24 protein-coding genes are annotated in these 23234 nt (G+C 73.2%); 14 read left to right on the top strand and 10 right to left on the bottom strand.

Going from position 1 to position 23234, the window contains the following annotated elements:
• Window positions 1-209: 209 nt before the first annotated feature.
• The 8 genes from ASL10_RS00120 to ASL10_RS00085 all read left to right on the top strand — a co-directional run bounded on the left by ASL10_RS00120 (window position 210) and on the right by ASL10_RS00085 (window position 8105).
• Window positions 210-1241 carry a substrate-binding domain-containing protein gene (locus ASL10_RS00120; protein ID WP_056043009.1) on the top strand — a complete coding sequence of 344 codons (1032 nt, stop codon included), beginning with the start codon at window positions 210-212 and terminating at the stop codon, window positions 1239-1241.
• Complete coding sequence (locus ASL10_RS00115; RefSeq protein ID WP_056043006.1) at window positions 1241-1996, top strand: ATP-binding cassette domain-containing protein; 756 nt, start codon at window positions 1241-1243, stop codon at window positions 1994-1996. Before ASL10_RS00120 ends, ASL10_RS00115 begins: the two co-directional genes overlap by 1 nt.
• Entirely contained in the window at window positions 1993-3048 is a 1056-nt protein-coding gene (locus tag ASL10_RS00110) for an ABC transporter permease (RefSeq protein WP_052505095.1), read from the top strand. Before ASL10_RS00115 ends, ASL10_RS00110 begins: the two co-directional genes overlap by 4 nt.
• Complete coding sequence (locus tag ASL10_RS00105) at window positions 3045-4133, top strand: phosphotriesterase (RefSeq protein ID WP_056043004.1); 1089 nt, start codon at window positions 3045-3047, stop codon at window positions 4131-4133. The genes ASL10_RS00110 and ASL10_RS00105 overlap by 4 nt, the downstream gene beginning before the upstream one ends.
• A 75-nt stretch (window positions 4134-4208) precedes the next feature.
• On the top strand, window positions 4209-4958 hold the full coding sequence (locus ASL10_RS00100; RefSeq protein WP_056043001.1) for a glutamine amidotransferase: 750 nt from the start codon (window positions 4209-4211) through the stop codon (window positions 4956-4958).
• On the top strand, window positions 4940-5638 hold the full coding sequence (locus tag ASL10_RS00095; RefSeq protein ID WP_157485165.1) for a TenA family protein: 699 nt from the start codon (window positions 4940-4942) through the stop codon (window positions 5636-5638). Before ASL10_RS00100 ends, ASL10_RS00095 begins: the two co-directional genes overlap by 19 nt.
• On the top strand, window positions 5635-6915 hold the full coding sequence (locus ASL10_RS00090) for a hypothetical protein (RefSeq protein ID WP_056042995.1): 1281 nt from the start codon (window positions 5635-5637) through the stop codon (window positions 6913-6915). The genes ASL10_RS00095 and ASL10_RS00090 overlap by 4 nt, the downstream gene beginning before the upstream one ends.
• Window positions 6912-8105: a M28 family metallopeptidase gene (locus tag ASL10_RS00085; RefSeq protein WP_056042992.1), complete on the top strand. Its 1194-nt coding sequence runs from the start codon at window positions 6912-6914 to the stop codon at window positions 8103-8105. The genes ASL10_RS00090 and ASL10_RS00085 overlap by 4 nt, the downstream gene beginning before the upstream one ends.
• A gap of 57 nt (window positions 8106-8162) precedes the next feature.
• Here ASL10_RS00085 and ASL10_RS00080 read toward each other — a convergent pair whose 3' ends face one another.
• Window positions 8163-8825, bottom strand: coding sequence for a class F sortase (locus tag ASL10_RS00080; protein WP_056042989.1), 663 nt, complete (start codon window positions 8823-8825; stop codon window positions 8163-8165).
• 1 nt (window position 8826) lies between these two features.
• On the bottom strand, window positions 8827-9561 hold the full coding sequence (locus tag ASL10_RS00075; RefSeq protein ID WP_056044472.1) for a CHRD domain-containing protein: 735 nt from the start codon (window positions 9559-9561) through the stop codon (window positions 8827-8829).
• Window positions 9562-9818: 257 nt separating this feature from the next.
• Here ASL10_RS00075 and ASL10_RS00070 point away from each other — a divergent pair, with 257 nt between their 5' ends.
• Window positions 9819-10328: an RNA polymerase sigma factor gene (locus tag ASL10_RS00070; RefSeq protein ID WP_043594763.1), complete on the top strand. Its 510-nt coding sequence runs from the start codon at window positions 9819-9821 to the stop codon at window positions 10326-10328.
• A complete protein-coding gene (locus ASL10_RS00065) occupies window positions 10321-11250 on the top strand; it encodes a hypothetical protein (RefSeq protein WP_157485164.1) in 930 nt (309 codons plus the stop codon). The genes ASL10_RS00070 and ASL10_RS00065 overlap by 8 nt, the downstream gene beginning before the upstream one ends.
• 111 nt (window positions 11251-11361) lie before the next feature.
• Here ASL10_RS00065 and ASL10_RS00060 read toward each other — a convergent pair whose 3' ends face one another.
• The gene (locus ASL10_RS00060; RefSeq protein WP_082460025.1) at window positions 11362-12408 is read right to left on the bottom strand and encodes a Gfo/Idh/MocA family protein; all 1047 of its coding nucleotides are present in this window, start codon (window positions 12406-12408) and stop codon (window positions 11362-11364) included.
• Between the two features lie 119 nt (window positions 12409-12527).
• A complete protein-coding gene (locus ASL10_RS00055; RefSeq protein ID WP_056042983.1) occupies window positions 12528-13373 on the bottom strand; it encodes a helix-turn-helix transcriptional regulator in 846 nt (281 codons plus the stop codon).
• A gap of 172 nt (window positions 13374-13545) precedes the next feature.
• Between ASL10_RS00055 and ASL10_RS00050 the strand changes: the two genes are divergently transcribed.
• From ASL10_RS00050 to ASL10_RS00040, 3 genes are read left to right on the top strand one after another with little or no spacing between them, the layout of a single operon-like run.
• On the top strand, window positions 13546-14289 hold the full coding sequence (locus ASL10_RS00050; RefSeq protein ID WP_056042980.1) for an SDR family oxidoreductase: 744 nt from the start codon (window positions 13546-13548) through the stop codon (window positions 14287-14289).
• Between the two features lie 33 nt (window positions 14290-14322).
• Window positions 14323-14556, top strand: a complete 234-nt coding sequence (locus ASL10_RS00045; protein WP_123571665.1) for a PLDc N-terminal domain-containing protein — start codon at window positions 14323-14325, stop codon at window positions 14554-14556.
• A 44-nt stretch (window positions 14557-14600) separates the two neighbouring features.
• Entirely contained in the window at window positions 14601-15203 is a 603-nt protein-coding gene (locus ASL10_RS00040; protein WP_056042974.1) for a GIY-YIG nuclease family protein, read from the top strand.
• Window positions 15204-15415: 212 nt separating this feature from the next.
• Here ASL10_RS00040 and ASL10_RS00035 read toward each other — a convergent pair whose 3' ends face one another.
• Window positions 15416-16663, bottom strand: coding sequence for a hypothetical protein (locus ASL10_RS00035; RefSeq protein ID WP_056044468.1), 1248 nt, complete (start codon window positions 16661-16663; stop codon window positions 15416-15418).
• Window positions 16664-16881: 218 nt separating this feature from the next.
• Between ASL10_RS00035 and ASL10_RS00030 the strand changes: the two genes are divergently transcribed.
• Window positions 16882-19350 (top strand): excinuclease ABC subunit UvrA, encoded by a 2469-nt coding sequence (locus ASL10_RS00030; protein WP_056042971.1) that lies wholly within the window; start codon window positions 16882-16884, stop codon window positions 19348-19350.
• 74 nt (window positions 19351-19424) lie between these two features.
• On the opposite strand, the gene ASL10_RS00025 is transcribed toward ASL10_RS00030, so the two are convergent.
• From ASL10_RS00025 to sigK, 5 genes are all read right to left on the bottom strand, one after another.
• Window positions 19425-20324, bottom strand: a complete 900-nt coding sequence (locus ASL10_RS00025) for an SDR family oxidoreductase (RefSeq protein WP_056042968.1) — start codon at window positions 20322-20324, stop codon at window positions 19425-19427.
• Window positions 20325-20493: 169 nt separating this feature from the next.
• A complete protein-coding gene (locus tag ASL10_RS00020) occupies window positions 20494-20793 on the bottom strand; it encodes a hypothetical protein (RefSeq protein ID WP_056042964.1) in 300 nt (99 codons plus the stop codon).
• A gap of 203 nt (window positions 20794-20996) precedes the next feature.
• A complete protein-coding gene (locus tag ASL10_RS00015) occupies window positions 20997-21383 on the bottom strand; it encodes an iron chaperone (protein ID WP_056042961.1) in 387 nt (128 codons plus the stop codon).
• Window positions 21384-21485: 102 nt separating this feature from the next.
• Complete coding sequence (locus ASL10_RS00010; RefSeq protein ID WP_235452242.1) at window positions 21486-22286, bottom strand: DUF4396 domain-containing protein; 801 nt, start codon at window positions 22284-22286, stop codon at window positions 21486-21488.
• Window positions 22287-22344: 58 nt separating this feature from the next.
• A complete protein-coding gene (sigK, locus tag ASL10_RS00005) occupies window positions 22345-22929 on the bottom strand; it encodes an ECF RNA polymerase sigma factor SigK (RefSeq protein ID WP_056044464.1) in 585 nt (194 codons plus the stop codon).
• Between the last annotated feature and the right edge of the window lie 305 nt (window positions 22930-23234).

Genomic DNA, 23234 nt, shown 5'->3' with positions numbered 1-23234 from the left:
TCGTATCGTCCCCTCGCGGGAAACCGATTGCCCGCTCGAGATCACTTTTACACGTCGGAAACACAAAGGTGTTGACACTCGAAACACGGAGGCGTCACTCTTGACGCAGTTCCCGACGGAAATCGATTGCCCGTCGATCTCGACCCCACCGAGATCGCCCCCTCGCCAGTCCCGCATGCTCCACCTCGTCCTCCCCAGGAAGGCTCCTCATGCCCACGACCCGTACCGTCCTCGCCGCATTCGCCGTGGGCGCCATCGCCATCGGCACCCTCGCCGGCTGCGACTCGTCCTCGACCACCGCCTCCGGCTCCGCGTCCGGCGGCTCGACCTCGACCCGCCCGGCCCCCACCGACGTCCCCCAGGCCTGTGCCCCCGAGGGCGGCGGCACCCTGCAGCTCGGCATGGTCGACATCAACGAGCAGACCGCCTTCTTCACCCAGATGAACGAGGGCGTCCAGGACGTCGCCGACGAGGCCGGTGCCGACCTGCAGATCGTCAGCGGCGACAACGACAGCGCCACGCAGGTCTCGGGCGTCGAGAACCTCGTCGCCTCGGGGGTCGACGCGCTCATCGTCGACCCGGTCGACGCGACCGCGCTGATCCCGGCGCTCACGGCGGCCAAGGCGGCCGGCATCCCGGTCGTCGCGGCCGACGGTTCGGTCGAGGACGCCTCGGCGATCGACTCGTACGTGGGCACGGCGAACGAGGACGGCGGCGCCCAGCTCGGGAAGGCCTTCCTCGACATCACCGGCGGCGAGGGCGAGGTCGGCGTCGTCGGAGCGCTCAACAGCGCGATCCAGATCCAGCGCCAGAACGGCTTCACCGACGCGGTCGAGGCCGGCGGCATGACCATCGGCACGATCGTCGACGGCCAGAACGTCAACGAGGACGCCCAGGCGGCGGCCGAGAACCTGTTGACCGGCAACCCCGACCTCGAGTACATCTACGCCACGGGCGAGCCCGCGCTCAACGGTGCCATCGCCGCGGTCAAGAGCCAGGGCGCCCAGGACCGCGTCACGATCGTCGGCTGGGACCTCTCGCCCTCGGCCGTCGAGGGTCTGCAGGACGGCTACGTGAAGGCCGTCATCCAGCAGGACACCTTCGGCTTCGGCTACGAGGCCGCGAAGGCCGCGATCAACCTGGCCTGCGGCACCGCCGACGTGCCGGCGACCGTCGACGTGCCGATCACGATCGTCACGCCCGACAACCTGGCCGACTTCTCGTACTACCTGGAGGGCTGATGACCGACGTCACCACCGGCGACCTGCTCGTCGAACTCGAGGGCATCCGCAAGTCGTACGGCGCCGTCGACGTCCTGCGCGGCGTCGACCTGCGCCTCGCGCGCGGCGAGGTGCTCGGCCTGGTCGGCGACAACGGCGCCGGCAAGTCCACCCTCATGAAGGTGCTCGCCGGTTCGGTCCAGCACGACGGCGGCCGCATCAGCATCAAGGGCAAGGAGGTGCGGTTCCAGTCCCCGAGCGACGCCCAGGCCGAGGACATCGGCATCGTCTACCAGGACCTGGCCCTCTGCGACAGCCTCAACGTCGCCGCCAACCTGTTCCTCGGCCGCGAGCCTCGGGTCGGGCCCTTCCTCAAGGTCGGGGCGATGCACGCCGAGGCCACGGCCGTGCTCAAGGAGTTCGGCGTCCGCGTCACGTCCACGCACCAGCTGATCTCGCAGCTGTCGGGTGGTCAGCGCCAGTCCGTCGCCATCGCGCGCGCCGCGTCGGTCGACCCCGACGTGCTGATCCTCGACGAGCCGACCGCCGCCCTCGCCGTCACCGAGGTCGAGTCGGTGCTGCGCCTCATCAAGGAGGTCGCGGCCCGAGGGGTCGGCGTCATCCTGATCACCCACCGGCTGCAGGACCTCTTCCGGGTCTGCGACCGCATCACCGTCATGTACGAGGGGCGCAGCGTCGACGACGCCCGCATCGACGACCTCACCATCGAGTCGCTCGTCGACATGATCACCCGTGAAGGGAGCGCTGCCGCATGACCGCGACGACCTCTGACCCCACCCGCACCGACGGCCCCGAGCCGGGTCGCGGACACGGCTCCACCGACGTGCGCGAGCGCCGCTGGGAAGCCCTGCAACGCGTCAACAAGTCCACCCTGTTGATGCTCGTCGTGACGCTGGTCGTCATCGTCGTCTTCTCGGTGGCGACCCCGACCTTCCTCACCGGCACGAACCTGCGGAACGTCGCCGTGCAGGTCGCCCCCGCGGCGATCGTGGCCGTCGCGATGACCTTCGTCATCACGGCGGGCATGATCGACCTCTCGGTCGGGTCGACGCTCGCCCTCGTCTCGGTGATCGGGGCGGTCCTGCTGCGGGCCGGTCTCGAGTCGGTGCTGGTGATCGTCATCTGCCTGGCCGTCGGAGCCTTCTGCGGGTTGGTCAACGGCTGGTTCTCGAGTTACCAGGGCATCCCGTCGTTCATCGTCACGTTGGCCACCATGTCGATCGTGCGGGGCGTCGCCCTGCTGATCACGAAGGGCTACTCGATCGCCATCGGCTCGGGGCTGATCTTCGCCCAGGTCGGGCAGGGCCGGCTGTTCGGGCTCGGGTACCCGGCCTGGCTCGCGCTGATCATCGTCGGCGTCGGCATCGTGGGGCTGCAGCGCATGCGGTTCGGCCAGTACATCACCGGCATCGGCTCGAACGAGGAGTCGGTCCGCCGGGCGGGCGTCGACACCCGCTTCGTCAAGATGATGGCCCTCGTGCTCAGCGGCACGGCGGCCGGCGCGGCCGGCATCATCACCGCGGCCCGACTGGGGTCGGGCGACGCCAACTCGGGCGTCGACTTCGCCATGACGGTGATCACCGCCGTCGTCATCGGCGGCACGAACCTGCTCGGCGGCAAGGGCAGCGTCATCGGCACGGCGATCGGGGCGATCCTGACCGGCGTCATCACCAACGGCCTCACGCTGCTCGGCCTGAGCCCCTACATCGTGCCCATCGTGACCGGCAGCCTCCTGATCATCGTCATCTGGATCAACCTGCGGGGCGGCTCGTTCACCGACCTGGTGCGCAAGCGGGTGACCCGATGAGCCGCGTCGGAGGGTTCGGCGTCGAGACGACCACCGTCGTCGACGTGCAGACGGTCACCGGTCCGGTGCCGAGCGACCGACTCGGCTACACGCTGCCGCACGAGCACCTGATCAACAGCATCGAGGAGGGCGGGCTCGAACCCGACCCCGACTTCCCCGAGCTGTTCGACGCCCCGGTCACTCCCGAGATCGCCTGGTTGCTGCGCGACCGTCCGCTCGCCTGCCGCGACAACTGCGTGCTCGACGGCGACGACGACGCGGTCGACGAGCTCGTGGCGTTCCGCGAGCTCGGCGGCAGCACGGTCGTCGAGCTGACCTCGGACGGACAGGGGCGCGACCCCCGACGTCTCGCCGAGATCTCGCGCCGCAGCGGGGTCACCGTCGTCACCGGCGGCGGCTGGTACCTCGAGCGGTTCCACCCCGAGGCCACGGGCCGCGACACCGTCGACGACCTGGCCTCCCGCCTGGTCGCGCAGTACCGGGCCGACCCGGCCGAGACCGGGGTGCCCCGGTCGGGCGTGATCGGCGAGATCGGCGTCTCGCCCGGCTTCACCGAGCGGGAGGAGCGTTCGCTGCGCGCGGCCTGCCGCCTGCAACGCGAGACCGGCCTGCCGATGTTCGTGCACCTGCCCGGCTTCGTCCGGCACGGCGGCCGCGTGCTCGACGTCGTGCTGCGCGACGAGGGCGTCGACCCCACGGCGGTCGTCCTCTGCCACATGGACCCGTCCGGCAGCGACCCCGACTACCAGCGCAGCCTCGCCGAGCGCGGGGTCTGGCTCGAGTTCGACATGATCGGCATGCCGTACCGCTTCTCCCTGCCCGGCGAAGGGCAGTCGCCGTCGCCGGTCGAGACGGCCACGGCCATCGCCCGTCTGGCCTCGGCCGGGTTCGGCCGCCGTCTGCTCTTCAGCCACGACCTCTTCCTCAAGAGCATGTTGCGCAAGCACGGCGGCAACGGCCTCTCGTACGTCCCCGCCGTGTTCCTCGACCGGCTGACCGACCTCGGCGTCGACGCCGAGATCGTGCACGGCGTCGGCACTAGCAACGTCCGCGACCTCTTCGAGGGCGCCGCCCTGACCCGCTGAGGGGCGACGACGCGGCACCGAGCCGCTCGCGCCTCCTCGTCCCGAACCGTCCCGTCACCACCGGAAGGCCCCACCATGTCCCGCATCCTCATCGCCGGCGAGAGCTGGATCACCGCGACCACCCACACCAAGGGCGTCGACGAGTTCACCGCCCACTCGTACACCGAGGGCGTCGCGCAGCTGCGCACGGCCCTGCAGGCCGGCGGCCACGAGGTCGTCCACCTGCCCGCCCACCTCGTCGCCACCGGCTTCCCCGAGACGCAGGAGGCGCTGGACGCCTACGACGTCGTGGTGCTGTCCGACATCGGCGTCAACTCGCTGCAGCTCGCGCCCGCCGTCTTCGAGAAGAGCATCCCGGGTCGGGACCGCGTCCGCGAGCTCGCCCGCTGGGTCGAGGCCGGAGGCGCGCTGCTGATGATCGGCGGCTACCTGTCGTTCTCGGGCTGGCAGGGTCGTGCGGGCTACGCCCGCACCGAGATCGCCGACGTGCTGCCGGTCGAGATGCTGATCGGGGACGACCGCGTCGAGCGCCCGGCCGGCGTCGTCGCCACCGTGCTCGACGCCGAGCACCCCGCCCTCGGCGGCGCGGGCACGGAGTGGCCGCTGCTGCTCGGCTACAACCGCACCGTCGTGAAGCCGGGCGCGGTCGAGCTCGCCCGCCTCGACGGCGACCCGCTCGTCGTCGTCGGCGAGGCCGGCGCGGGGCGCACGGCGGTCTTCACGAGCGACTGCTCGCCGCACTGGGCACCGCCGGCGTTCTGCGAGGAGTGGGACGGCTACGCCCGGGTGTTCAACGGCATCGTGTCGTGGCTGACCGGCCGCTGACGATGGCGGGCACGACCCGGCCCGAGGGCGTCGGCACGGGCCGGGCGGCGGCGCTGGTCGCCCGCTGCTCGGCCGAGCTCGACGCCTCGGCGTCGGTGCCGCTGCTGGCCCGGATGGCCGACGGCACGCTCGACGACCCCGCCTTCGGTCGCTACCTCGCGATCGAGCAGGCGTTCGTCCGGACGGCGGCCCGCCTCGCGGGCTACTGCCTCTGGCAGCAGCCGGAGTGGTCCCGCGCCGAGCGTCACGCCGAGGCCGTCGCCGACCTCGTCGGTCCGCAGAGCCGGTACTTCGAGCGGTTGCTCTCGACGCGACCGGTCGACGACGTGACCTCGACCGACCTGCTGCGCCGCGCCTCCGTCCTCGAGGGGGCGGTGACGGCGGCACTCGCCGAGGGCGGCTACGCCGGGGTCGTCACCAGCCTCGCCGCGGCCGAGACGCTCTACCTGCGGTGGTGCATGCGGGCGGCCGAGCGTGCCGTGCCCCGACCGGACGACGTGCAACGGTGGATCGAGCTGCACGTCACCGACGGCTTCCGCGCCCAGGTGGCCTTCTTGCACCAGCTGGTCGACGAGCTGCCCGCCGACGTGACCGACGCCCGGCTGGACGCCTGGTTCGTCGGCATGCTGCGCGCCGAGGACGCGTTCCACGCGAGCGCCCTCGTCGAGGTGGCCGCGTGACCGGGCCCACTGTCGGCCCGGTCGACCCGGTCGGCCCGGTCGGCCCGGTCGGCCCGGTCGCGGTCGACCTGCGCGCCGTCGAGGCCCGCCTCGCCGCGGCCGGCATCGCCTCCGAACGGGTGGCCGTCGGACCCGACGCCGTCGTGGTCGTCTCGTCCTACGGCGGACGCGTCTACGGACCCTTCTTCGCCGAGGGCGAGGCCGAGAACTGGCTGCCCGACGCGTTCGCCGACGACGACGCGTTCGGCGCGTTGGTCGACTCGGGCGACTGGAACGTCGGCGGCGACCGGGTCTGGATCGGGCCCGAGATCGCCTACATGATCCGCGACCGCAGCGACTACTGGGGCAGCTACGTGATGCCGCCGTCGCTCGACCCCGGCCGCCACGACCTCGGCCGCACGGGCGACCGCGTGACGCTGTCACGGGTCGCCGAGCTCGAGGCGTTCACGGAGCCGACCGGGCTCGTGCGGGCCGACCTGACGCTCGTCGTGCGGCCGGCGGCCCACCCGCTGCGACACCTGCGCGGGGCGTCGGCCGGGGGCCCCGGCGGCGCACCGCTCGTCGACGCCGTCGAGTACGGCGGCTACGTGACGGAGGTGCGGCTCGGCATCACCTCGGACGGCGCGCACGAGGCCGAGTCGTGGATGCTCGACCAGGTGCGGGCGGGCGGCACGGCGTTCGTCGCGGCCGTGCCCGACACCCAGGTGACCGACTACTACGAGCCGGTCGGCGACCTGCTCGCCGAGGTGCCCGGCGGCGTCGCCGTGTCGCTGACCGGTGCCGACCGCTTCAAGATCGGCTTCGCGGCACCGCACGTCACCGGACGCGTCGGGTACGTGCGCGCGGTCGGCGACCCGGCCGACGACCGTGCCGTGCTCTTCGTGCGCGGCAGCCACAGCGACCCGTCGGCCGAGTACTCGGAGGAGCCCGACCCGTCCCCGGGGGTCCGGGGAGACTCGCTGCACCTGTACGACGACGACGGCGGGCTCGGCGGGTTCGCCGAGATCGAGGCCCGGGGCACGCCCGTCCTCGGCCCGCGACCCGAGGCGGTCACCGACCGGTTCGCCAGCTGGTGGTTCCGGGGGAGGACGGACGACGTCGCCCGCGTGGCCCAGCACCTGCTCGGGGTGCCCGCCGCGACGGTGGCGCAGGCCGCCCGGGGGGCCGCGCCGCGCCTCCTCGGTCCGTCGGCCGCGTCGTCGACCGCCACCACGTCCCCGTCCCCGTCCCCGTCCCCGTCACCCACCCCAGAGCCGTCCCCGAGAGGCACGACATGACCCACGACACCGACCCGGCCGCGGCGCAGCGCGCGGAACGCGCCTACGACGACCTCGTCGCCCTGGTCCAGCACGGCCCGCGGTTCCACGGCACCGCCGGGATCGCGGCCGCGGCCGACTGGCTCGAGCAGCGACTGACCGCGGTCGGGTGGCCGGTCGCCCGGCAGCCCGTGACGCTGCCCGGCTGGCAGCCGGGCAGCGTGCACCGGGTCGCGGTGCAGCAGCCGATCGTCCGTGAGCTGCCCGCCTGGCCGATGCTCTGGAGCGGGTCGACCGGCGGTGCGCGCCGGGGCACGGTCGAGGCCGTCGGCCCGCAGGGGCTCTGGGGCGACTCGATGGTCTGGCAGAAGTTCGTCGTGCGGGCGGACGGCGGCGACGTCGTTGCCTACCTGCACGCGCGGGACGACGGACCCGCCGCACCGCAGCCGCTGCCCTCCGGGTCGGACCACGACGTGGCCCACCTCGCGATCGGCCGCGTGGACGGTCTGCAGCTGACCGAGTGGATCGCCGACGGCAAGCCCGTCGAGGTCGAGATCGAGGCCGACGGCGGCCCGGTCGACGCCGCGACCAGCGACAACCTGGTCGTCGACGTGCCCGGCACGGGCGACGGGTCGGTGCTGCTCTGCGCGCACTACGACACGTTCTTCAACACGGTCGGCGCCTACGACAACGGCAGCGGCACGATCGCCCTGCTGCAGCTGGCCGAGCGGTGGGCGGCGGCCCCGCCGGTCTCGTCGGTCCGCCTCGTCTTCTTCACCGCCGAGGAGTGGCACCTGGGCGGGTCCCGGCACTTCGTCGACAGCGCCTCGTCCGACGAACTCGACGCCATCGACTACGTGCTCAACGTCGACGGGCTCGGGCGCGGATCGTTCGTCGAGGCCTTCGGTGCCCCCGAGGCGTTCTCGACGGCGTTCCGCGGGGCGCTGCTGCAGCACGCCGCGGCCACCCGACCCGACCTCGAGCTGGTCACCCGGTTCCCGCCGACGACCGGCACCGACGACGCGTCGTTCTACCGGGCGGGCGTGCCCAGTGCGTTCCTGACCTTCAACGACCTGCACCGCCTGCACCAGCCCGACGACGAACCGAACCGCGGCATCGCGGCGAACGTCGCGTGGACCGTGCCGCTCGTCGAGCACCTCGTGGCGACCCTGGCGCGACCGACGCGGGCCGCGCCTCCCGGGGTGTTGTAGACCAGGCGGCACGGCACGTCGTGGCGTCGCGGCGTGCCCGGGTGCCGGGCGCCGGGCTCAGGCCACCGGCTCGGCGAAGACGATCCGGTTCTGGTCGTAGTGGCCCGAGCCGCGGTCGAAGACGCCGCCGCAGGTGATCAGCCGCAGCTGGTCGGTCGGCTGCGCCCCGAAGACCCGGGCGGTCGGGAACTCCGCCTTCGGCGCGTCGACGACCTCGGTGACGGCGTAGCCGACGACGTCCCCGTCGACCGTGGTCACGTCGACCCGGTCGCCGACGACGAGTTCGTCGAGGCGGGCGAAGACCGCGGGGCCCGACGCCGAGTCGACGTGGGCGGCGATCACGGTCGGCCCGCGCCCGCCGGGTCGGCCCCCGCCGGTGAACCACCCGACGTCGTCCGCGTCCACGGGTACCTCCATGGCGCCGTCGTCGGCGATGCCGAGATCGATCAGCGGGGCGTCCAGCCCGATGGCCGGCACCGAGACGGCCGCCGGAGCGACGCCCTCGCCGACCACCTCGCCGCTGCCGTCGACCCCGCCGCCGTCGACCCCGCCCACCGCAGGAGGTGCGGTGCCCGTCGCCGACGGAGCCGCGGTCGTCGAGGGGCTCGCCCCCGCCCCCGGGGCCGGCGTCACCGTCGGTGCGACCACCCCGGGTGACGCGCACCCGGCGAGGGCCAGCACGACGCCGACGGCGACCACCGGGCGGAGGGAGCGGAGCACGTCAGGCCCGGGCCGCGCGCTGACGACGGGTCAGGACGTACGCACCCGCACCGAGCAGGGCGAGGGCCCCGGCGCCACCGGCCGCGAGGCCGAGACCGCCGGCCGACGCGCTCTCGGCGGCCGCGCCTCCGAGTCCCGTGTCGACGCCACCGACGGGCACCTGCGTCAGCTGGCCGCGGACGACGCCGGCCGCGAACGTGGCCGTGTGCGAGTCGCCCGTGAAGCCGGCCGGGTTCGCCTCGAGCTGCTTCAGGCTGAAGCCGGTGCCCGTGTCGGCCCCGGCGGCGCTCATGACGCCGGTCGTGAAGGGCCCCTGCAGGCAGCCGCTGCTCGTGCGCGTGCCGTCACCGCGGTCGACCGGGTTCGGGAACGAGATGCGCGGCGGGCCGGCCTGGCCCTTCGCGGCCTCGTGGATGTGCGTCGCGGTCTTCGCCGGGCTCTGGTACTCGCCCGTGACGCCGCGCAGGGTGATGTCGTAGCAGATCACCTCGGTGTCGCTGTTGACGCGGAAGTCGAACGTGCCCGTGGCACCGGCCTCGCCCGGTGTGGCGACCCCGTCGTTGTTGATCACCTGGTCGGGCGTCGCCATGACCGTGTAGGCGCTGGTGAAGGTCGCGGGCTCGGGCACCTCGGTCTCGGCGAACGCGGGCGTCACGCCGAACAGGGTGACGGCGGTGGCGGCGGCGCCACCGATCGTCAGGGTGCGGATGGCGGTCTTCTTGGTCGTGCGCGTCATCTTCGGCATGCTCCGGGTCCTCTCGACGGGGCGGCGCCCGGGCGGGTGCCGCTCGACAGGGCCTACGTCGTCGGGCCTCGATGCGTTCACCAGGTGCCGAGAAAGTTTTCTCGACGGTGCGGTGAACGCCGGAGGCGCAGCGGACGTAGACCCCGTCGGCATCCGCGAACGGCGTGGATAGGCTGGAGGGCAGACGGATGATCGCCGTCATGGGTCGCGCGGGGCCCGTCCCGGGCCGCGTCGCAGATCGGAGCCCGATGAGCGAGGGGTCGTCCGGTCTCGACGTCCGGGCCGCGTTCGTCGAACACGGCTCGTCGCTGCTCGGTTTCGCCGTCAACGCCCTCCGCGACCGGGCGCTCGCCGAGGACTGCGTGCAAGAGACCTTCGTGCGTGCCTGGCGCGCCCGCGACTCGTTCGACGCCGACCGCGGCAGCGTCCGCACCTGGCTGTTCGCGATCGAACGCCGCGTCGTGCTCGACGTGTACCGGGCACGCACGCGCACGCCGTCGGTCGTGCCGCTCGAGCACGCCCCCGACCCCGTGGCGACCGTCGCCGACCCGCTCGAGCGCCTGGGCATGGCCGAGGGGCTCGCCCGCCTGAGCGACGACCACCGGGCGGCCGTGGTGGCCGTCCACCTCGAGGGCCTGAGCTACCGCGAGGTCTCCGAGCGCACGGGCGTGCCCGTCGCGACCCTCCGCACCCGCGTGTTCCACGCGCTGCGTGCCCTCCGCACCCACCTCGACGACCAGGAGACGACCGATGACTGACCGCACGCCAGGGGTGGGGGCCGATGACGGTACCGGTGCCGGGGACGGCGGGGGCGCCGACGGTGTCGGGGGCTCCGACGCCCGCCGCGACGAGTTGACGGCCGCGGCGCTCGCGGACGACCTCTCGCCGAGCGAACGCGTCGAGTTCGACGCGTTGCGGGCCGCCGACCCGTCGATCGACGCCGAGTTGGCGTCGCTGGGCGTCGTCGTCGGAGGGCTCTCGGACTTGGGTCGCTGGGACGAGGTCGCCCCGAGCGACGGACTCCGCGAGCGCGTCCACGCCGTCGCCCGGGCCGGAGACGACCCGGCCGCCGGGCGGGCGACCGATGACGGCATCGCCTCGGACGTCGGCACCGCCTCAGGCGCCGGCACCGCTTCCGACGTCGGCACCGTCTCCGATGCCGGCGCCCTGTCCGGCGCCGGCACGACGGGGGACGACCCGACGCTCCCGCGCATCGGTCCGCACGTCGCCACCGCCCGCTCGGGCCGGGGCCGTCGCCCGCTGCTGATCGCCGTCGCCGCCGCCGCGTGCCTGGCGATCGGGGCCGGGGGCGGAGTCCTGCTCGCGATGCCTCGCGACACGGTGGTGGCCGGCCCGGCCGGCACCCTCGGCGCCGTCGAGCACGTGGACTTCGTCGGTCAGCCGGCCGGGGTCGACCTCGACGGAGACCTCGTCGCCCACACCTGGGGCACCGAGACCGTCCTCAGCATCGACGGCCTGCCGACGGGCTCGGCGTTCACGGTCGTGGTGGTCGGGGGCGACGGGCGCGAGTACGAGTCCGGTGCGTTCCTCGGGTCGGACGTGCGCGTCGACTGTCGGTTGAACGCGGCCGTGCTGCGGCCCGACGTGGCGTCCGTCGAGATCCGTGCAGCGGACGGCCACGACATCGCCGTCGCGTCGGTGCCCTCGGTCGCCAGTTGAGCTGTGCCTCCCGGCCGTGCCGACCCGCGCCTCCTGCTCTCGTCCGTCGAGATGTCACGACGTGCCGCTCACCTCGGGACGTGAGGCGCGAGTCGTGACGTCTCGGCAGGGTCAGACGACGGTCAAGGAGGCGCGGGTCGCCTCGATCGTCGCGAGCAGCGACCTCGAGTCGGCCAGCGAGTGCAGAGGCGAGTCGCGCAGCCCGGCATCGACGTAGGACGCCAGGGCCGTCGCCTGGTAGGCCAGGCCCTGGCGGCCGGTCGGGACGGTCGGGTCGTTCCAGACGGCCGAACCGCGGCCCGTGGTCAGCTCGAACGTCGCGGGGAAGACCAGGTTCTGCAGGGTGCGGATCGAGCCGGTCGTGCCCGAGATCGTGCCGAGTCCGGGCGAGGTCGTGAGCAGGCTGGTCGCCGCGGTGGCCAGCACCCCGTCGGCCGTGCGGGTGACGACGGCCGCGTCGAGGTCGACGCCGTCGGCCCGGGTCGAGCCGGTGGCGTGCCACTCGACGGGGTGACCGGTGGCGAACTGGGTGAACCAGAAGGCGTAGACGCCGATGTCGAGCAGGGCGCCGCCGCCGAGGGCCGGGTCCGTCATGCGTCCGCCGGCCGAGAGGTCGTTCGCCCAGGCGACGTCGGCGGTCGCCAGTCGCACGTCTCCGATCGCCCCCTCGGCGAGCAGTTCGGCGATGACGGTGGTGTGCGGCAGGTAGCGCGTCCACAGCGCTTCCATCGCGAGGACCCCCGCGGCGCTCGCCGCGGCCACGATCTCGTCGGCTTCGGCCGTGCTGGTCGCCATCGGCTTCTCGATCAGGACGTGCTTCCCGGCACGGATCGCGGTCAGGGCGTCCGGCAGGTGCCGGGTGTGAGGCGTGGCCACGTAGACGACGTCGACGTCGGGGGATGCGACCAGCGCCTCCGCGTCCCCGTGGGCGGTGTCGACGCCGTGGGCGCGGGCGAACGCCTCGGCCCGGTCGAGGCTGCGCGAGGCCACGGCGACCACGCGCTGGTCGGTGTGCGCGTGCAGGGCGTCGGTGAAGTCGCCGGCGATCTCGCCCGGGCCGATCACGCCCCAGCGGAGGACCGGCCCGCCCCGCAACGGGACGGCCGTCGAAGCGGGGAAGCTCGGGGTGCTCGGGGTGCTCGGGGTCTGCGGGGACATGCGTTCTCCTCGGGGTCACGTCGTCGTGGGTGCATCCATCTTCGCGGGTGCGGGCGCGGGTGCGGGCGGCTGCCAGTGTGCGTGTGCGGCTGCGGGTGTCTGACGGTCGCCCCTCGCCCTCACTCGTGTTCGGCGAACCGCCCGATGCCGATCACGTCGAGCAAGCGCAGCTTGGCGTCGTCGTCAGACCCGGGCGTCGCCGTCAGCACGAGGAGCGTCTGCGACTGGTCCTCGGTGAAGAGGGCCTGGCAGTCCACCTCGATGCGGCCGAGCTCGGGATGCAACAGCGTCTTGCGGTCGTCGAAACGTTGGTGGACCGCGTGACGGCTCCAGATCGTCGCGAACTCGTCGCTCGAGGCGAGCAGCGCCTCCACCAGTTCGCGCGGTCGCCCGCGGCCGCCCGCCAGGCTGAGCGCCGCCCGCAGCCCGGACGCCTGCAGCTCGAGCTGGTGCGCGTGGTCCTCGACCGGGTAGGAGGCGCGCTCGGCCGGGTCGGTGAACCACCGGTGGAACGCGCTGCGGTCGAGACCCTCGTGCCTCATCTGGTCGCCGAGCAGGGCGACCGCGAGCCGGTTCTGCGCGAGCGTCTCGGCCAGGTCGCTGAGGACGAGCGCGGGGGTGTCGTCCAGACGGTCGAGCACCCGCAGCAGGGCGGGACTGACGTGGTCGCCGCCGCGTGTGCGGCGCGGCGGGTGGTGACCGGTCAGGCGGTAGAGATGGTCGCGCTCGTCGAGGCTCAGCCGCAGCGCCCGGGTGAGCGCGACCAGCATCTGCTCGGACGGTTGGGGGCCGCGCTGCTGCTCGAGCCGCGCGTAGTAGTCGGTCGACATGCCGACGAGCCCCGCCACCTCTTCACGACGCAGTCCCGCGGTTCGCCGACGCACGCCCTCGGGCAGCCCGACGTCGGACGGCCGCAGCGCCTCGCGGCGGTGGCGGAGGAAGTCGGCGAGTTCGGCGCGGTCCATCGCCCCATGCTGTCAGCCCCGTCGCTCGCCGACCAGGGAGTGGCGATCCCTGGACGAGCGCTCTCTGCCGCCTCGCGCCTCCCCGGGTCAGAGTGGGGTCGTCGCCCCGACCACCCTCGGCGCGGCGACGACCACCGGCCGCGCCGAGCGCGGCACACCCGAAGGAGCAACCGTGAAGATCAGCGGCAACACCGTGTTCATCCCCGGAGCCACGTCCGGCATCGGCCTGGGCCTCGCCCTGCGCCTGCAGGCCGCCGGCAACACCGTCGTCGTGGCGGGCCGACGCCGGGCCCTGCTCGACCAGATCGTCCGCGACCACCCGGGCCTCGAGGCCGTCGAGCTGGACACCACCGACCCGCAGGCCGTCGTCGACGTCTCGGCCGAGGTGCAACGCCGCTGGCCCGAGACCAACGTCGTGGTCGCGATGGCCGGCATCATGCAGACCGAGGACGTCACGACAGGTGAGTTCCTCCCGACCGCCGAGGCGATCGTCACGACGAACCTGCTCGGGCCGATCCGCCTGATCGCCGCGTGGACGTCGTTCCTGCAGTCACGGCCGGCGGCATCGATCGTGACCGTGTCGTCCGGGCTCGCGAGCGTGCCGCTGCCGATCACGCCGACCTACAACGCGACCAAGGCGGCGATCCACTCGTTCAGCGAGGGCATCCGCGTGCAGCTCGCCGGCACGAGCGTCCAGGTCGTCGAACTCGTGCCGCCGGCCGTGCAGACCACCCTGCTCGGCCAGCAGGACGACCCGTCGGCCATGCCGCTCGACGAGTACCTCGACGAGACCATGGCGCTGCTCGAGGCCCAGCCCGACGCCCACGAGATCCTGGTCGAGCGGGTCAAGTTCCTGCGCAACGCCGAGGCCGAGGGGCGCTACGACGAGGTGCTGGCGCGGCTCAGCGGTCACTGAGGCGGGCTGGGGGCCGCACCCTAGGCTGGGTGGATGAGCACATGGGATGACTGGGGTCCGGCGGTGGTGGCGATCGTCGTGGCGGTCGTGTACCTCGTGATCGTCGTCAGCATCGTGCGTGCCGTCCGACGGCGTGCCGACACGACGCAGCTCGAGCGCACGGTCTGGACGGTCGCCGCCGTCCTCTTCCCGCTCGGTGCCGGTGCGGTCTGGCTGCTGCTCGGGCCGCACCCGCTCGGGCTGCGCATCGACCACGAGCACGACTGAGCCGGGCCCGGCCGGGTGTCGGTGGCCGCACCTAGCCTGCGGGGGTGACCAGCCCGACGCCCCGACCCGACGACACCTGCCGAGGAGGCACGGGGCGGCTCGGCGACGACTCCTGCGGTCGTCCGGTCGATCCGTCGTCCCCCGTGCCGCTCTGCGATCGGCACCTCGCGCTCGTCGCCGACTGGGCCGCCTCGCTCGAGGGGTCGGGCGAGGGAGTGACCGACCTGCTGCCGTCGCCGTGCCTCGCGTGCGGGTCGCGGCTCGGCGTGCACTGGCCGTCGGGGTGGCTCTGCGCCGTCTGCGAGTGGCGTCAGGGCGACGTGCCCGACGGCGAGCTAGGGGTCGTGCGGGTCGACGTCGTCTACTACATCCGCTTCGAGGACCGCATCAAGATCGGCACCTCGTCGAATCCCCGACAGCGGCTGAGGACGCTCTGGCACGACGAACTCCTGGCCTTCGAGCGCGGCGACCGCCTGGTCGAACGGCGACGGCACGGCCAGTTCGCGGCGTCCCGGTTCGGTCGCACCGAATGGTTCGCCCGGAGTGCCGAGCTCGACGCCCACGTGGCGGCGCTCGCCGAGGGCATCGACGATCCGTGGCAGCGCTACGCCCGCTGGCGCAGCGAGGCGCTGGCCCTGCGCGGCTGAGCCCGACTGGCCTGGCTGGCCCACCTGGCCTGGCCGGCCCGCCTGGCCTGGCTAGCCTGGCTGGCCCGGGGGTCGCGTGACACCACGTTCTGAACGTCGCACCGTGTTTCGTGCAGCGCACCGCGACGAGATCGAGTGCCGTGCACGAAACGCGGTGCCGTGTCGTGGTCCCGCCCGCCCGCCCGGCCCTGCCGCCCGGGGGCGCGCCGTACTCAGCGGCGCAGGTAGGCGTCGACGAGCAGCGGGCCGCGGATGGCACGCAGCTCGTCGAGCAGCAGGGGCACCGTCTGCCGCGTCAGCCCCGAGAGTTGCAGGTCGTGGGGGCCGAGCGGGGGCAACTTTCCGGTCCGGAGCCGCACGACCTCCCAGCCGGCGGCCCGCAGGGCGGCGTCCTTGCGGCGGTCGGCGGTCTCGCGGTGCCCGACGTGCTCGAGCCCGTGCCGGCCGGTCGAGTCGTACTCGATCGCGACCCGCAGCTCGCTCAGCACGATGTCGGGCCACACCTCGACGTGGTCGAAGAACGGACGCCCGACCCGCACCGCGTTCAGACCGGGCTCGAACTCGAGCCGGGCCGTCAGTCCGGCTCGCAGCTCGGCCTCGACCGCCGACGCCGGCTTCGGGGCACACGCGCTGACGAAAGGCGTACCGGTCGGCAGGGCCGGCGTCTTGTCGCACACCGGCCGGGAGGCGCGGGTCGGCCGAGGGGCGCGGGCCGGCGGGGAGGAGCGCTCGGTGCGGGAGCCACTGATGGCCGGGGAGGCGAGCTCGGTGCGGGAGGCGCCGGTGGGCGGGGAGGCATGCTCGGTGCGGGAGGCGCCGGTGGACGGGGAGGCACGCTCGGTGGGGATGTGGCTGACTAGCGGCGAGGTGGGGGAGGCGCGGGAGGGCTCGGGACTGCGGCTCGCCTCCGCGCGCGGCGTCGTCGACGGCAGACCCGTGCTCGAGCCGCGGCGACGCCGGGGCGGGGGTGACGTGGCCGCCGGCACCGCGCCTCCTGCGGTCTGGGCCGCCCAGGCCTGGCCGGACGCCGTCCCGGCATCGCCCGGTGCCGGCCGGGCCTGGCCCGGTGCGCTCGCGCCCTGCGCCGGCATGCCCTCGGCCTGTGCGCGGACCGCCGCCGCGGGTGCCATCGGCGGTCTCATCGGCAGGGCGCGCGGAGCGGCGAGCTCGCTGCACTCGGGGCACCACGACGACCGCCGGCGCTCGCGCCCGGGCCGGTGCCGCTGTTCGTCGGGGGTGGCGACGAAGACGTGGCCCGCGTCGCAGAGCCAGCACAGCCACACGTCGGCCGCGGGCGGGATCTGGCTGAGCACGATGCCGCCGTTGTGTTCGGGCCGGTACTGCCGCACGAGCACCGGGTACGACGCCCACGCCTCGCGGTAGCTGCCCACGGGGTAGGGCACGGCGAGGCCGCGCGACGACCGGCGTCGCGCCCACCAGGCGGCGATCGGCTCGGGCACGCGCACACGCTACGACGGGCCACCGACACTCGGCCCGCAGCCCCGCAGCCCCGCAGCCCCGCAGCCCCGCAGCCCCGCAGCTCCGCAGCCCCGCAGCTCCGCAGCCCCGCAGCTCCGCAGCCCCGCAGCCCGCCGACACCCCGCCGACACCGCACCGGCACCCCGCCGGGCCACCGGCACCCGGGCCGACTCCGTCGGACACCCGTAGCATCGACCGGATGCCCGACAACGCCCCTCCCGACGTGCCCGACGCCCCCGCCGACGCCCCCACCGACACACCCGCGGACGTCCACGCCCGCGGTTTCGTCCGCGTCCGCGGCGCTCGCGAGAACAACCTGCGCGCGGTCGACGTCGACGTCCCGCGAGACAGCATCGTCGCGTTCACGGGAGTCTCGGGCTCGGGTAAGTCGTCGCTGGCCTTCGGCACGATCTTCGCCGAGGCGCAGCGCCGCTTCTTCGAGTCCGTCGCCCCCTACGCGCGGCGGCTGATCGCCCAGGGCGGCGCCCCTCACGTCGACGAGATCACCGGCCTGCCCCCGGCGGTCGCCCTGCAGCAGCGCCGCGGCGCGCCGAGCTCGCGGTCGACCGTCGGCACCCTGACCACCCTGTCGAACTCGATGCGGATGCTCTACTCGCGGGCCGGCAGCTACCCCGCGGGGGCCGACCGGCTCGAGTCCGACTCGTTCTCGCCGAACACGGTCGCGGGGGCCTGCCCGCGCTGCCACGGGCTCGGCATCGCGCACGAGGTGACCGAGGCGTCCGCCGTCCTCGACCCCGACCTGAGCATCCGCGACGGCGCGATCACCGCCTGGCCGGGAGCCTGGCAGGGCAAGAACCTCCGCGACGTCACGAGCGTGCTCGGCTACGACATCGACCGCCCCTGGCGTGACCTGCCGCAGGCCGATCGCGACTGGCTGCTCTACACCGAGGAGCAGCCCGTCGTCGAGGTGACCCCCCAGCGCGACCGCGTCGCCAAGCCGTACAAGGGCCGCTTCTGGAGCGCCCGCGCCTTCGTCCTGCACACCCTCGCCGACTCGCAGAGCGAGACCCAGCGGACGAAGGTGCTGCAGTACGTCGAGAGCGGTCCCTGCTCGCTCTGCGGCGGCAGCGGCCTGACCCGGGCGGCGCTCGCCGTGACCTTCGCCGGCCGGACGATCGCCGAGCTCAACGCCCTGCCGATCGCCGAGCTGGGCGACGTCCTGCGGCCGACGGTGACCCTGACGAGTGCGTCGGCGGCGGTGTCGAACGCGTCGTCGGGCGAGGTCACCGAGGTCGCCGTCCGCATCGCCTCCGACCTGCTGGCCCGGACGACCGTGCTCGCCGACCTCGGGCTCGGGTACCTCAGCCTCGGCCGCGCGACGCCGACCCTGTCGCCGGGCGAGATGCAGCGTCTCCGCATCGCGACCCAGCTGCGCTCGGGCCTGTTCGGCGTCGTCTACGTGCTCGACGAGCCGAGCGCCGGCCTGCACCCCGCCGACGCCGAGTCCCTCGTCGAGGTGCTCGAGCGGCTGCGGGCGAGCGGCAACTCGGTGTTCGTCGTCGAGCACGACATGAGCATCGTGCGTCGCGCCGACTGGGTCGTCGACGTCGGCCCGGGGGCCGGCAGCCAAGGAGGCGCGGTGCTCTACAGCGGGCCCGTCGCCGGGCTCGCCGGGGTCGCCGACTCCGTCACGAGGCGGTTCCTCGACCCCTCCGCCGCCGGTCGCGCCCAGGGCGGGTCGCCCGTCCGCCGCGAACCGACCGCCACCCTCGAACTGCGTGGCGTCACCCGGCACAACCTCGACGGCGTCGACGTCGACCTGCCGCTGGGCGTGCTGACCGCGGTCACGGGGGTGTCGGGCTCGGGCAAGTCGACGCTGGTCGGCGGCGTGCTCGCCGAGACGGCGACGAGCCACGAGCGGGTCGACCGCGTCGTGCAGGTCGACCAGAAGCCGATCGGCCGGACTCCGCGGTCGAACCTCGCGACGTACACGGGCCTGTTCGACGCGGTGCGCCAGGCCTTCGCCGCGACCGACGAGGCACGGGCCCGGGGCTACGGCGCCGGACGCTTCTCGTTCAACGTCGCCGGGGGCCGCTGCGAGGTCTGCCAGGGCGAGGGGTTCGTCTCGGTCGAACTGCTCTTCCTGCCCGGCAGCTACTCGCCGTGCCCCGAGTGCCACGGAGCCCGCTACAACGCCGAGACGCTCGAGGTCACCTGGCACGGCGCGACCGTGGCGGACGTGCTCGCGATGACGGTCGACGAGGCGGCGACGTTCCTCGCCGAGGTGACCAGCGCCTCCCGGGCCCTCGAGACGTTGCGGCAGGTCGGGCTCGGCTACCTGCGACTCGGTCAGCCGGCCACCGAACTCTCGGGCGGCGAGGCGCAGCGCATCAAGCTCGCGACCGAACTGCAGCGGGCACGCTCGGGCCACACGCTCTACCTGCTCGACGAGCCCACGACGGGCCTGCACCCCGCCGACGTCGAGCTGCTCGTCACCCAGTTGCAGCTGCTCGTCGACGCGGGCAACACGGTCGTCGTGGTGGAGCACCACATGGGCGTCGTGGCGGCGTCCGACCACGTCATCGACCTGGGCCCCGGCGGAGGGGACGCGGGCGGGCGCGTGCTCGCCGTCGGGACTCCCGAACAGGTGGCCGGAGCCACCGGTAGTCGCACCGCGCCGTACCTCGCGGCGGCGCTGCCCGCCTGAGCCGCCGGGGGCCGCTGACCCGAGGAGGCGCGGTCCAGCCGACCCGCGCCTCCTCGGTTCCGTCGTCGGTCGGGCTACGGCGAGACCATGCCGCCGTTGACGTTGAGCGTCTCGCCCGAGACGAAGCTCGACTCGGCCGAGGCGAGGAACACGTAGGCCGGGGCCTGCTCGGCGGGCTGGCCGGCGCGACCGAGCGGGGCCTCGCTCGAGCCGAACTCGGGCAGCGACTCGGGGTCGACGCCGTCGGTCACCTGCAGCACGGTCCAGGTCGGGCCGGGCGCGACGACGTTGACGCGGATGCCCTTCGTGATGAGCTGCTGCGCCATGCCCTTCGACAGGTTGTTGACCGCACCCTTGGTGGCGGCGTAGTCGAGGCGGTCGGGCGCGGGCGTGTGGGCCTCGGCCGAGGCGGTGTTGATGATCGTCGAGCCGGGGGCGAGGTGCGGCACGGCGGCCTTGACGATCCAGAACGGGGCGTAGACGTTGGTGCGGAAGGTCAGGTCGAACTGCTCGTCGGTGATGTCGGCGATGTCCTCGTGCCAGACCTGCTTGCCGGCGACGTTGACGACGGCGTCGAGGCCGCCGAGTCCGTCGACCGCCTTCTGCACCAGTTCGCGACAGAAGGAGGCGCTGGTCAGGTCCCCGGGGAGGGCCACGGCCTTCTGCCCCGCGGCCTCGACGAGCGCGATGACGTGGTCGGCGTCGGACTGTTCGCTCGGCAGGTAGTTCAGGGCGACGTCGGCACCCTCGCGGGCGTAGGCGATCGCGACGGCGGCGCCGATGCCCGAGTCGGCACCCGTGATGAGGGCCTTGCGCCCCTGCAGGCGTCCCGTGCCGCGGTAGGTCTCCTCGCCGAGGTCGGGGACGGGCGTCATCTGCGACTGCAGGCCGGGCTCGTCCTGGTGCTGCACCTCGGGGCTGATCGTGGGGTAGAGCGTGCGCGGGTCGGAGAAGGTGTACTGGTCGCGGGTCATGCGGGGTCCTCTCTGGTTCTGGGGTGCCCTGGACGCTACGCCGGACCGCCTCCGCCGACGCGGCGCGTTCGGGGTACGGGCCCGGACGCAGCGGACGAGTGGCCGCGGATCGTGCCCGCCATCGTGGCGGAGGACGATCGGCGACCACTCGTCCGGGTCGTCGTGCGGGCTAGAGGCCCTGGGTCATGATCAGCGCGCCAGCGACCATCGAGCCGATGTTGGCCACGATGCCGATGAAGCCGAGCACGATGCCGACCGTCGCCATGGTGCGGGCGGCGGGCTCGCGCTTGCGCGACAGGAAGCCGAGCACCACGGCGGCGATGGCGAGGAGGATCCACAGCACCGGCAGGAAGAGGCAGAAGACGATGCTGACGATGCCGAAGACGAGCGACAGGACGCCCATCGTCTTCTTGGTCGTCGTGGCGGGGCCGGTGGTGCCAGGGCCGGGGTAGGGGGTGGCGTCGGTCATGTCGGGTCTCCTCAGAATCGGGGTGAGCATTTCTCGTCGAAGCTAGCGACTTTCGGACCGTGAAGGCCGGGTGATCGGCTGGCGGGACCCGACCCGACCCGACCCGACCCGACCCGACGCGACGCGACGCGTCGCGACGAGCGGTGGCGGGCGCCGCGGCTCGGAGGAGTGCGGAGGGGGCGTCAGTGGGGTGCGTGGATCCGTCAGCGGGTGACGGCGAACGCCGGGGGAGGCGCGTCCACGATCGTCGCCGCGCCGCACGCGATCGCGCGGCTGATCCGCTCGACCAGTTGGTCGGGGACGGGGCGGCCCCAGCCGAAGGCGACGGTGTCCTTGGCGCGTCGGTGAGGGGAGACGTCGCCTTCGAGGGCTTCGTCGAACCGGGGCACGGGGTAGATGCCGAGGTGGCGCGTCCAGGCTGCGAAGTAGAGCGTCTGCCCGTCCTCGAAGCGGATGGCCGGCATGCCGTACCGCAGGCTCTCGACGCCGCCGGTGCACCCGGCGTGGATGGCCCGCCTCACCCGTTCGAGCGCTTCGCGTCTCTCGGGCGGGAACCCCGCGATGTACTGATCGACCACGGTGTCGCTCATGACGAGTCCTCTCGTTCGCTGGGCACCAGTGTGCGACGGAACGAGCGCGGGCGCCAGCCCCCGGGCCGAGCGTTCGTGTGCGGCGTCGAGGTCTGCATCGGATCACATCGCTTCTTTCACGCCCGACCTGATGAGGAACCAGTTGACGGGATAGGAGGTCGCGAACCCGGCGAGCATGGCGATCTGCATGACGAACCAGAATTCCGGGCTGACGACGTCCGCGCGCCCGCCGAAGAGTGAGGGCAGGACGAGGAACTGGGCCAGCGCCATGACCCCGTACATTCCGACCTGCCACGCCGAGATCGACAGGGCGTCGGCCTTGAGGGCGGCCACGATGCCGGCTCGGAGGCCGAGGCCGCGCATCGGGGCGATCGAGAAGTACTGGAACACGATCCCGAGAGCGAAAGCGAGGACGAAGTCGATGATCCAGCCGGCGAAGATCTCGTCGTCGTACAGGGTGCCCCGGCCGACGACGACGCCGATGACGGGGAAGGCGACGAGGGCGAACTCTGCGACGAGGTCGCCGATCGCGCAACCCGCGCCGCAATGGCTGGTACCCGTGGCGACGGAGACCGCCATCGAACTCCCGCGCTCGTCCTGGCTCAGTCCTCGCAGGGCGGCGCGCGCGGTCCGACGGTAGAACAGCAGCCACGCGAGCCCGCCGAACAGCATCGTCATGGGCCACACCACGTTCATCACGGCCATCGGCTGTGGGCGACGGGCCACGTCTACCGCGACGCCGACCGCGCAGACGACACCGATGGCGATGAAGGTCCACGAGAGGAACGTGAACCCGACGGGGAACGCGCCGACGGTCAGGACAGGTGAGGCGGCGACCATCCATCGACCCAACACCCTGACGATGCCGAGCGTCGACGTCGACGAGAACGTCGTGAGGCCCACTGCTCGTCGCCGATCTGCTCGGCACGTGCCTCCGGCCCGATCCCGGGGGATGAGTCGGTCAGGCCGCTTCCGTTTCTGCGATCAGTCGACGGAGGGTGATCAGGGAATCGCGGATGCGGGTCTTCATCGTCCCGATGGCGACCCCGGCCTCCCGGGCAGCTTCGCTGTGGCTCAGCCCGCCGAAGTACACCAGCTCGAGGGCTTGCTGCTGCAGGTCGGTCAAGGTGCGCATGGCCTTCGTCACTCGCTCGTGCTCGACCCGGGTCTCGGCCGTCTCCGCCACGTCGTCCCGTGCGTCGACGAATTCCTTGGCACCGACCGCGAGGTCGCGGTCGCGTGAGGACTGGGAGGCGCGCACCCGGTCGACGGCGCGGCGGTGCGCCATCGTGAGCAGCCACGACGATGCCTTGCCACGCGCGGGATCGAAGCGCCCGGCGGTCTGCCAGGCCTCCAGGAAGATCTCCTGCGTGACCTCCTCGGACTGCGCCGGATCGACCAGGATGCGACGGACCAGTCCGAGGACACGGGCAGCCGTCCGGTCGTAGAAGACCGCGAAGGCTTGCTGGTTGCCTTCGGCGACGAGGACGAGGAGGTCGTCGTCGGAGCGCTCGGTCCCCACGGGTGGCGCAGGTGCAAGAGACATGGCGTCCAGTCCGGGGGGCTCGGGATCGAGGTTTCGTGCCACCGACGGCACCCCTCGAACTCTATGCGCTTGAATTGAAAGCGGTGACCCCAGACCGAGGGTCACGAGTCGTGTCTGCGGTGGTCGTCAGCTGCCGGGCAGACGCGGAGGTGACGGGCGCGGTGAGCACGGCGCTCGTCACCCCCGCCGCGTCTCCTGACCCCCGGCCGTCAGTGCGCGAAGAACCCGGTTCCGAACGATGCACCCCGATTCTTCTGGGTGCGTCGTTCGAAACCGGGTTCACGGCCGCCAGACCTCGGGCCGGA

The sequence above is a fragment of the Frigoribacterium sp. Leaf8 genome (assembly GCF_001421165.1).
Taxonomy (GTDB): Bacteria; Actinomycetota; Actinomycetes; order Actinomycetales; family Microbacteriaceae; genus Frigoribacterium.
Note: the sequence above shows the minus strand (reverse complement) of the source record. Positions and strands in the feature narration are given on the sequence as shown.

Coding starts and splice junctions, on each gene's coding strand:
- ASL10_RS00045 (WP_123571665.1), top strand. CDS start 14,323: ATGAGCACATGGGATGACTGGGGTCCGGCGGTGGTGGCGATCGTCGTG.
- ASL10_RS00085 (WP_056042992.1), top strand. CDS start 6,912: ATGACCCACGACACCGACCCGGCCGCGGCGCAGCGCGCGGAACGCGCC.
- ASL10_RS00120 (WP_056043009.1), top strand. CDS start 210: ATGCCCACGACCCGTACCGTCCTCGCCGCATTCGCCGTGGGCGCCATC.
- ASL10_RS00065 (WP_157485164.1), top strand. CDS start 10,321: ATGACTGACCGCACGCCAGGGGTGGGGGCCGATGACGGTACCGGTGCC.
- ASL10_RS00060 (WP_082460025.1), bottom strand. CDS start 12,408: ATGTCCCCGCAGACCCCGAGCACCCCGAGCACCCCGAGCTTCCCCGCT.
- ASL10_RS00075 (WP_056044472.1), bottom strand. CDS start 9,561: ATGACGCGCACGACCAAGAAGACCGCCATCCGCACCCTGACGATCGGT.
- ASL10_RS00115 (WP_056043006.1), top strand. CDS start 1,241: ATGACCGACGTCACCACCGGCGACCTGCTCGTCGAACTCGAGGGCATC.
- ASL10_RS00100 (WP_056043001.1), top strand. CDS start 4,209: ATGTCCCGCATCCTCATCGCCGGCGAGAGCTGGATCACCGCGACCACC.
- ASL10_RS00030 (WP_056042971.1), top strand. CDS start 16,882: ATGCCCGACAACGCCCCTCCCGACGTGCCCGACGCCCCCGCCGACGCC.
- ASL10_RS00070 (WP_043594763.1), top strand. CDS start 9,819: ATGAGCGAGGGGTCGTCCGGTCTCGACGTCCGGGCCGCGTTCGTCGAA.
- ASL10_RS00110 (WP_052505095.1), top strand. CDS start 1,993: ATGACCGCGACGACCTCTGACCCCACCCGCACCGACGGCCCCGAGCCG.
- ASL10_RS00105 (WP_056043004.1), top strand. CDS start 3,045: ATGAGCCGCGTCGGAGGGTTCGGCGTCGAGACGACCACCGTCGTCGAC.
- sigK (WP_056044464.1), bottom strand. CDS start 22,929: ATGTCTCTTGCACCTGCGCCACCCGTGGGGACCGAGCGCTCCGACGAC.
- ASL10_RS00020 (WP_056042964.1), bottom strand. CDS start 20,793: ATGACCGACGCCACCCCCTACCCCGGCCCTGGCACCACCGGCCCCGCC.
- ASL10_RS00055 (WP_056042983.1), bottom strand. CDS start 13,373: ATGGACCGCGCCGAACTCGCCGACTTCCTCCGCCACCGCCGCGAGGCG.
- ASL10_RS00025 (WP_056042968.1), bottom strand. CDS start 20,324: ATGACCCGCGACCAGTACACCTTCTCCGACCCGCGCACGCTCTACCCC.
- ASL10_RS00015 (WP_056042961.1), bottom strand. CDS start 21,383: ATGAGCGACACCGTGGTCGATCAGTACATCGCGGGGTTCCCGCCCGAG.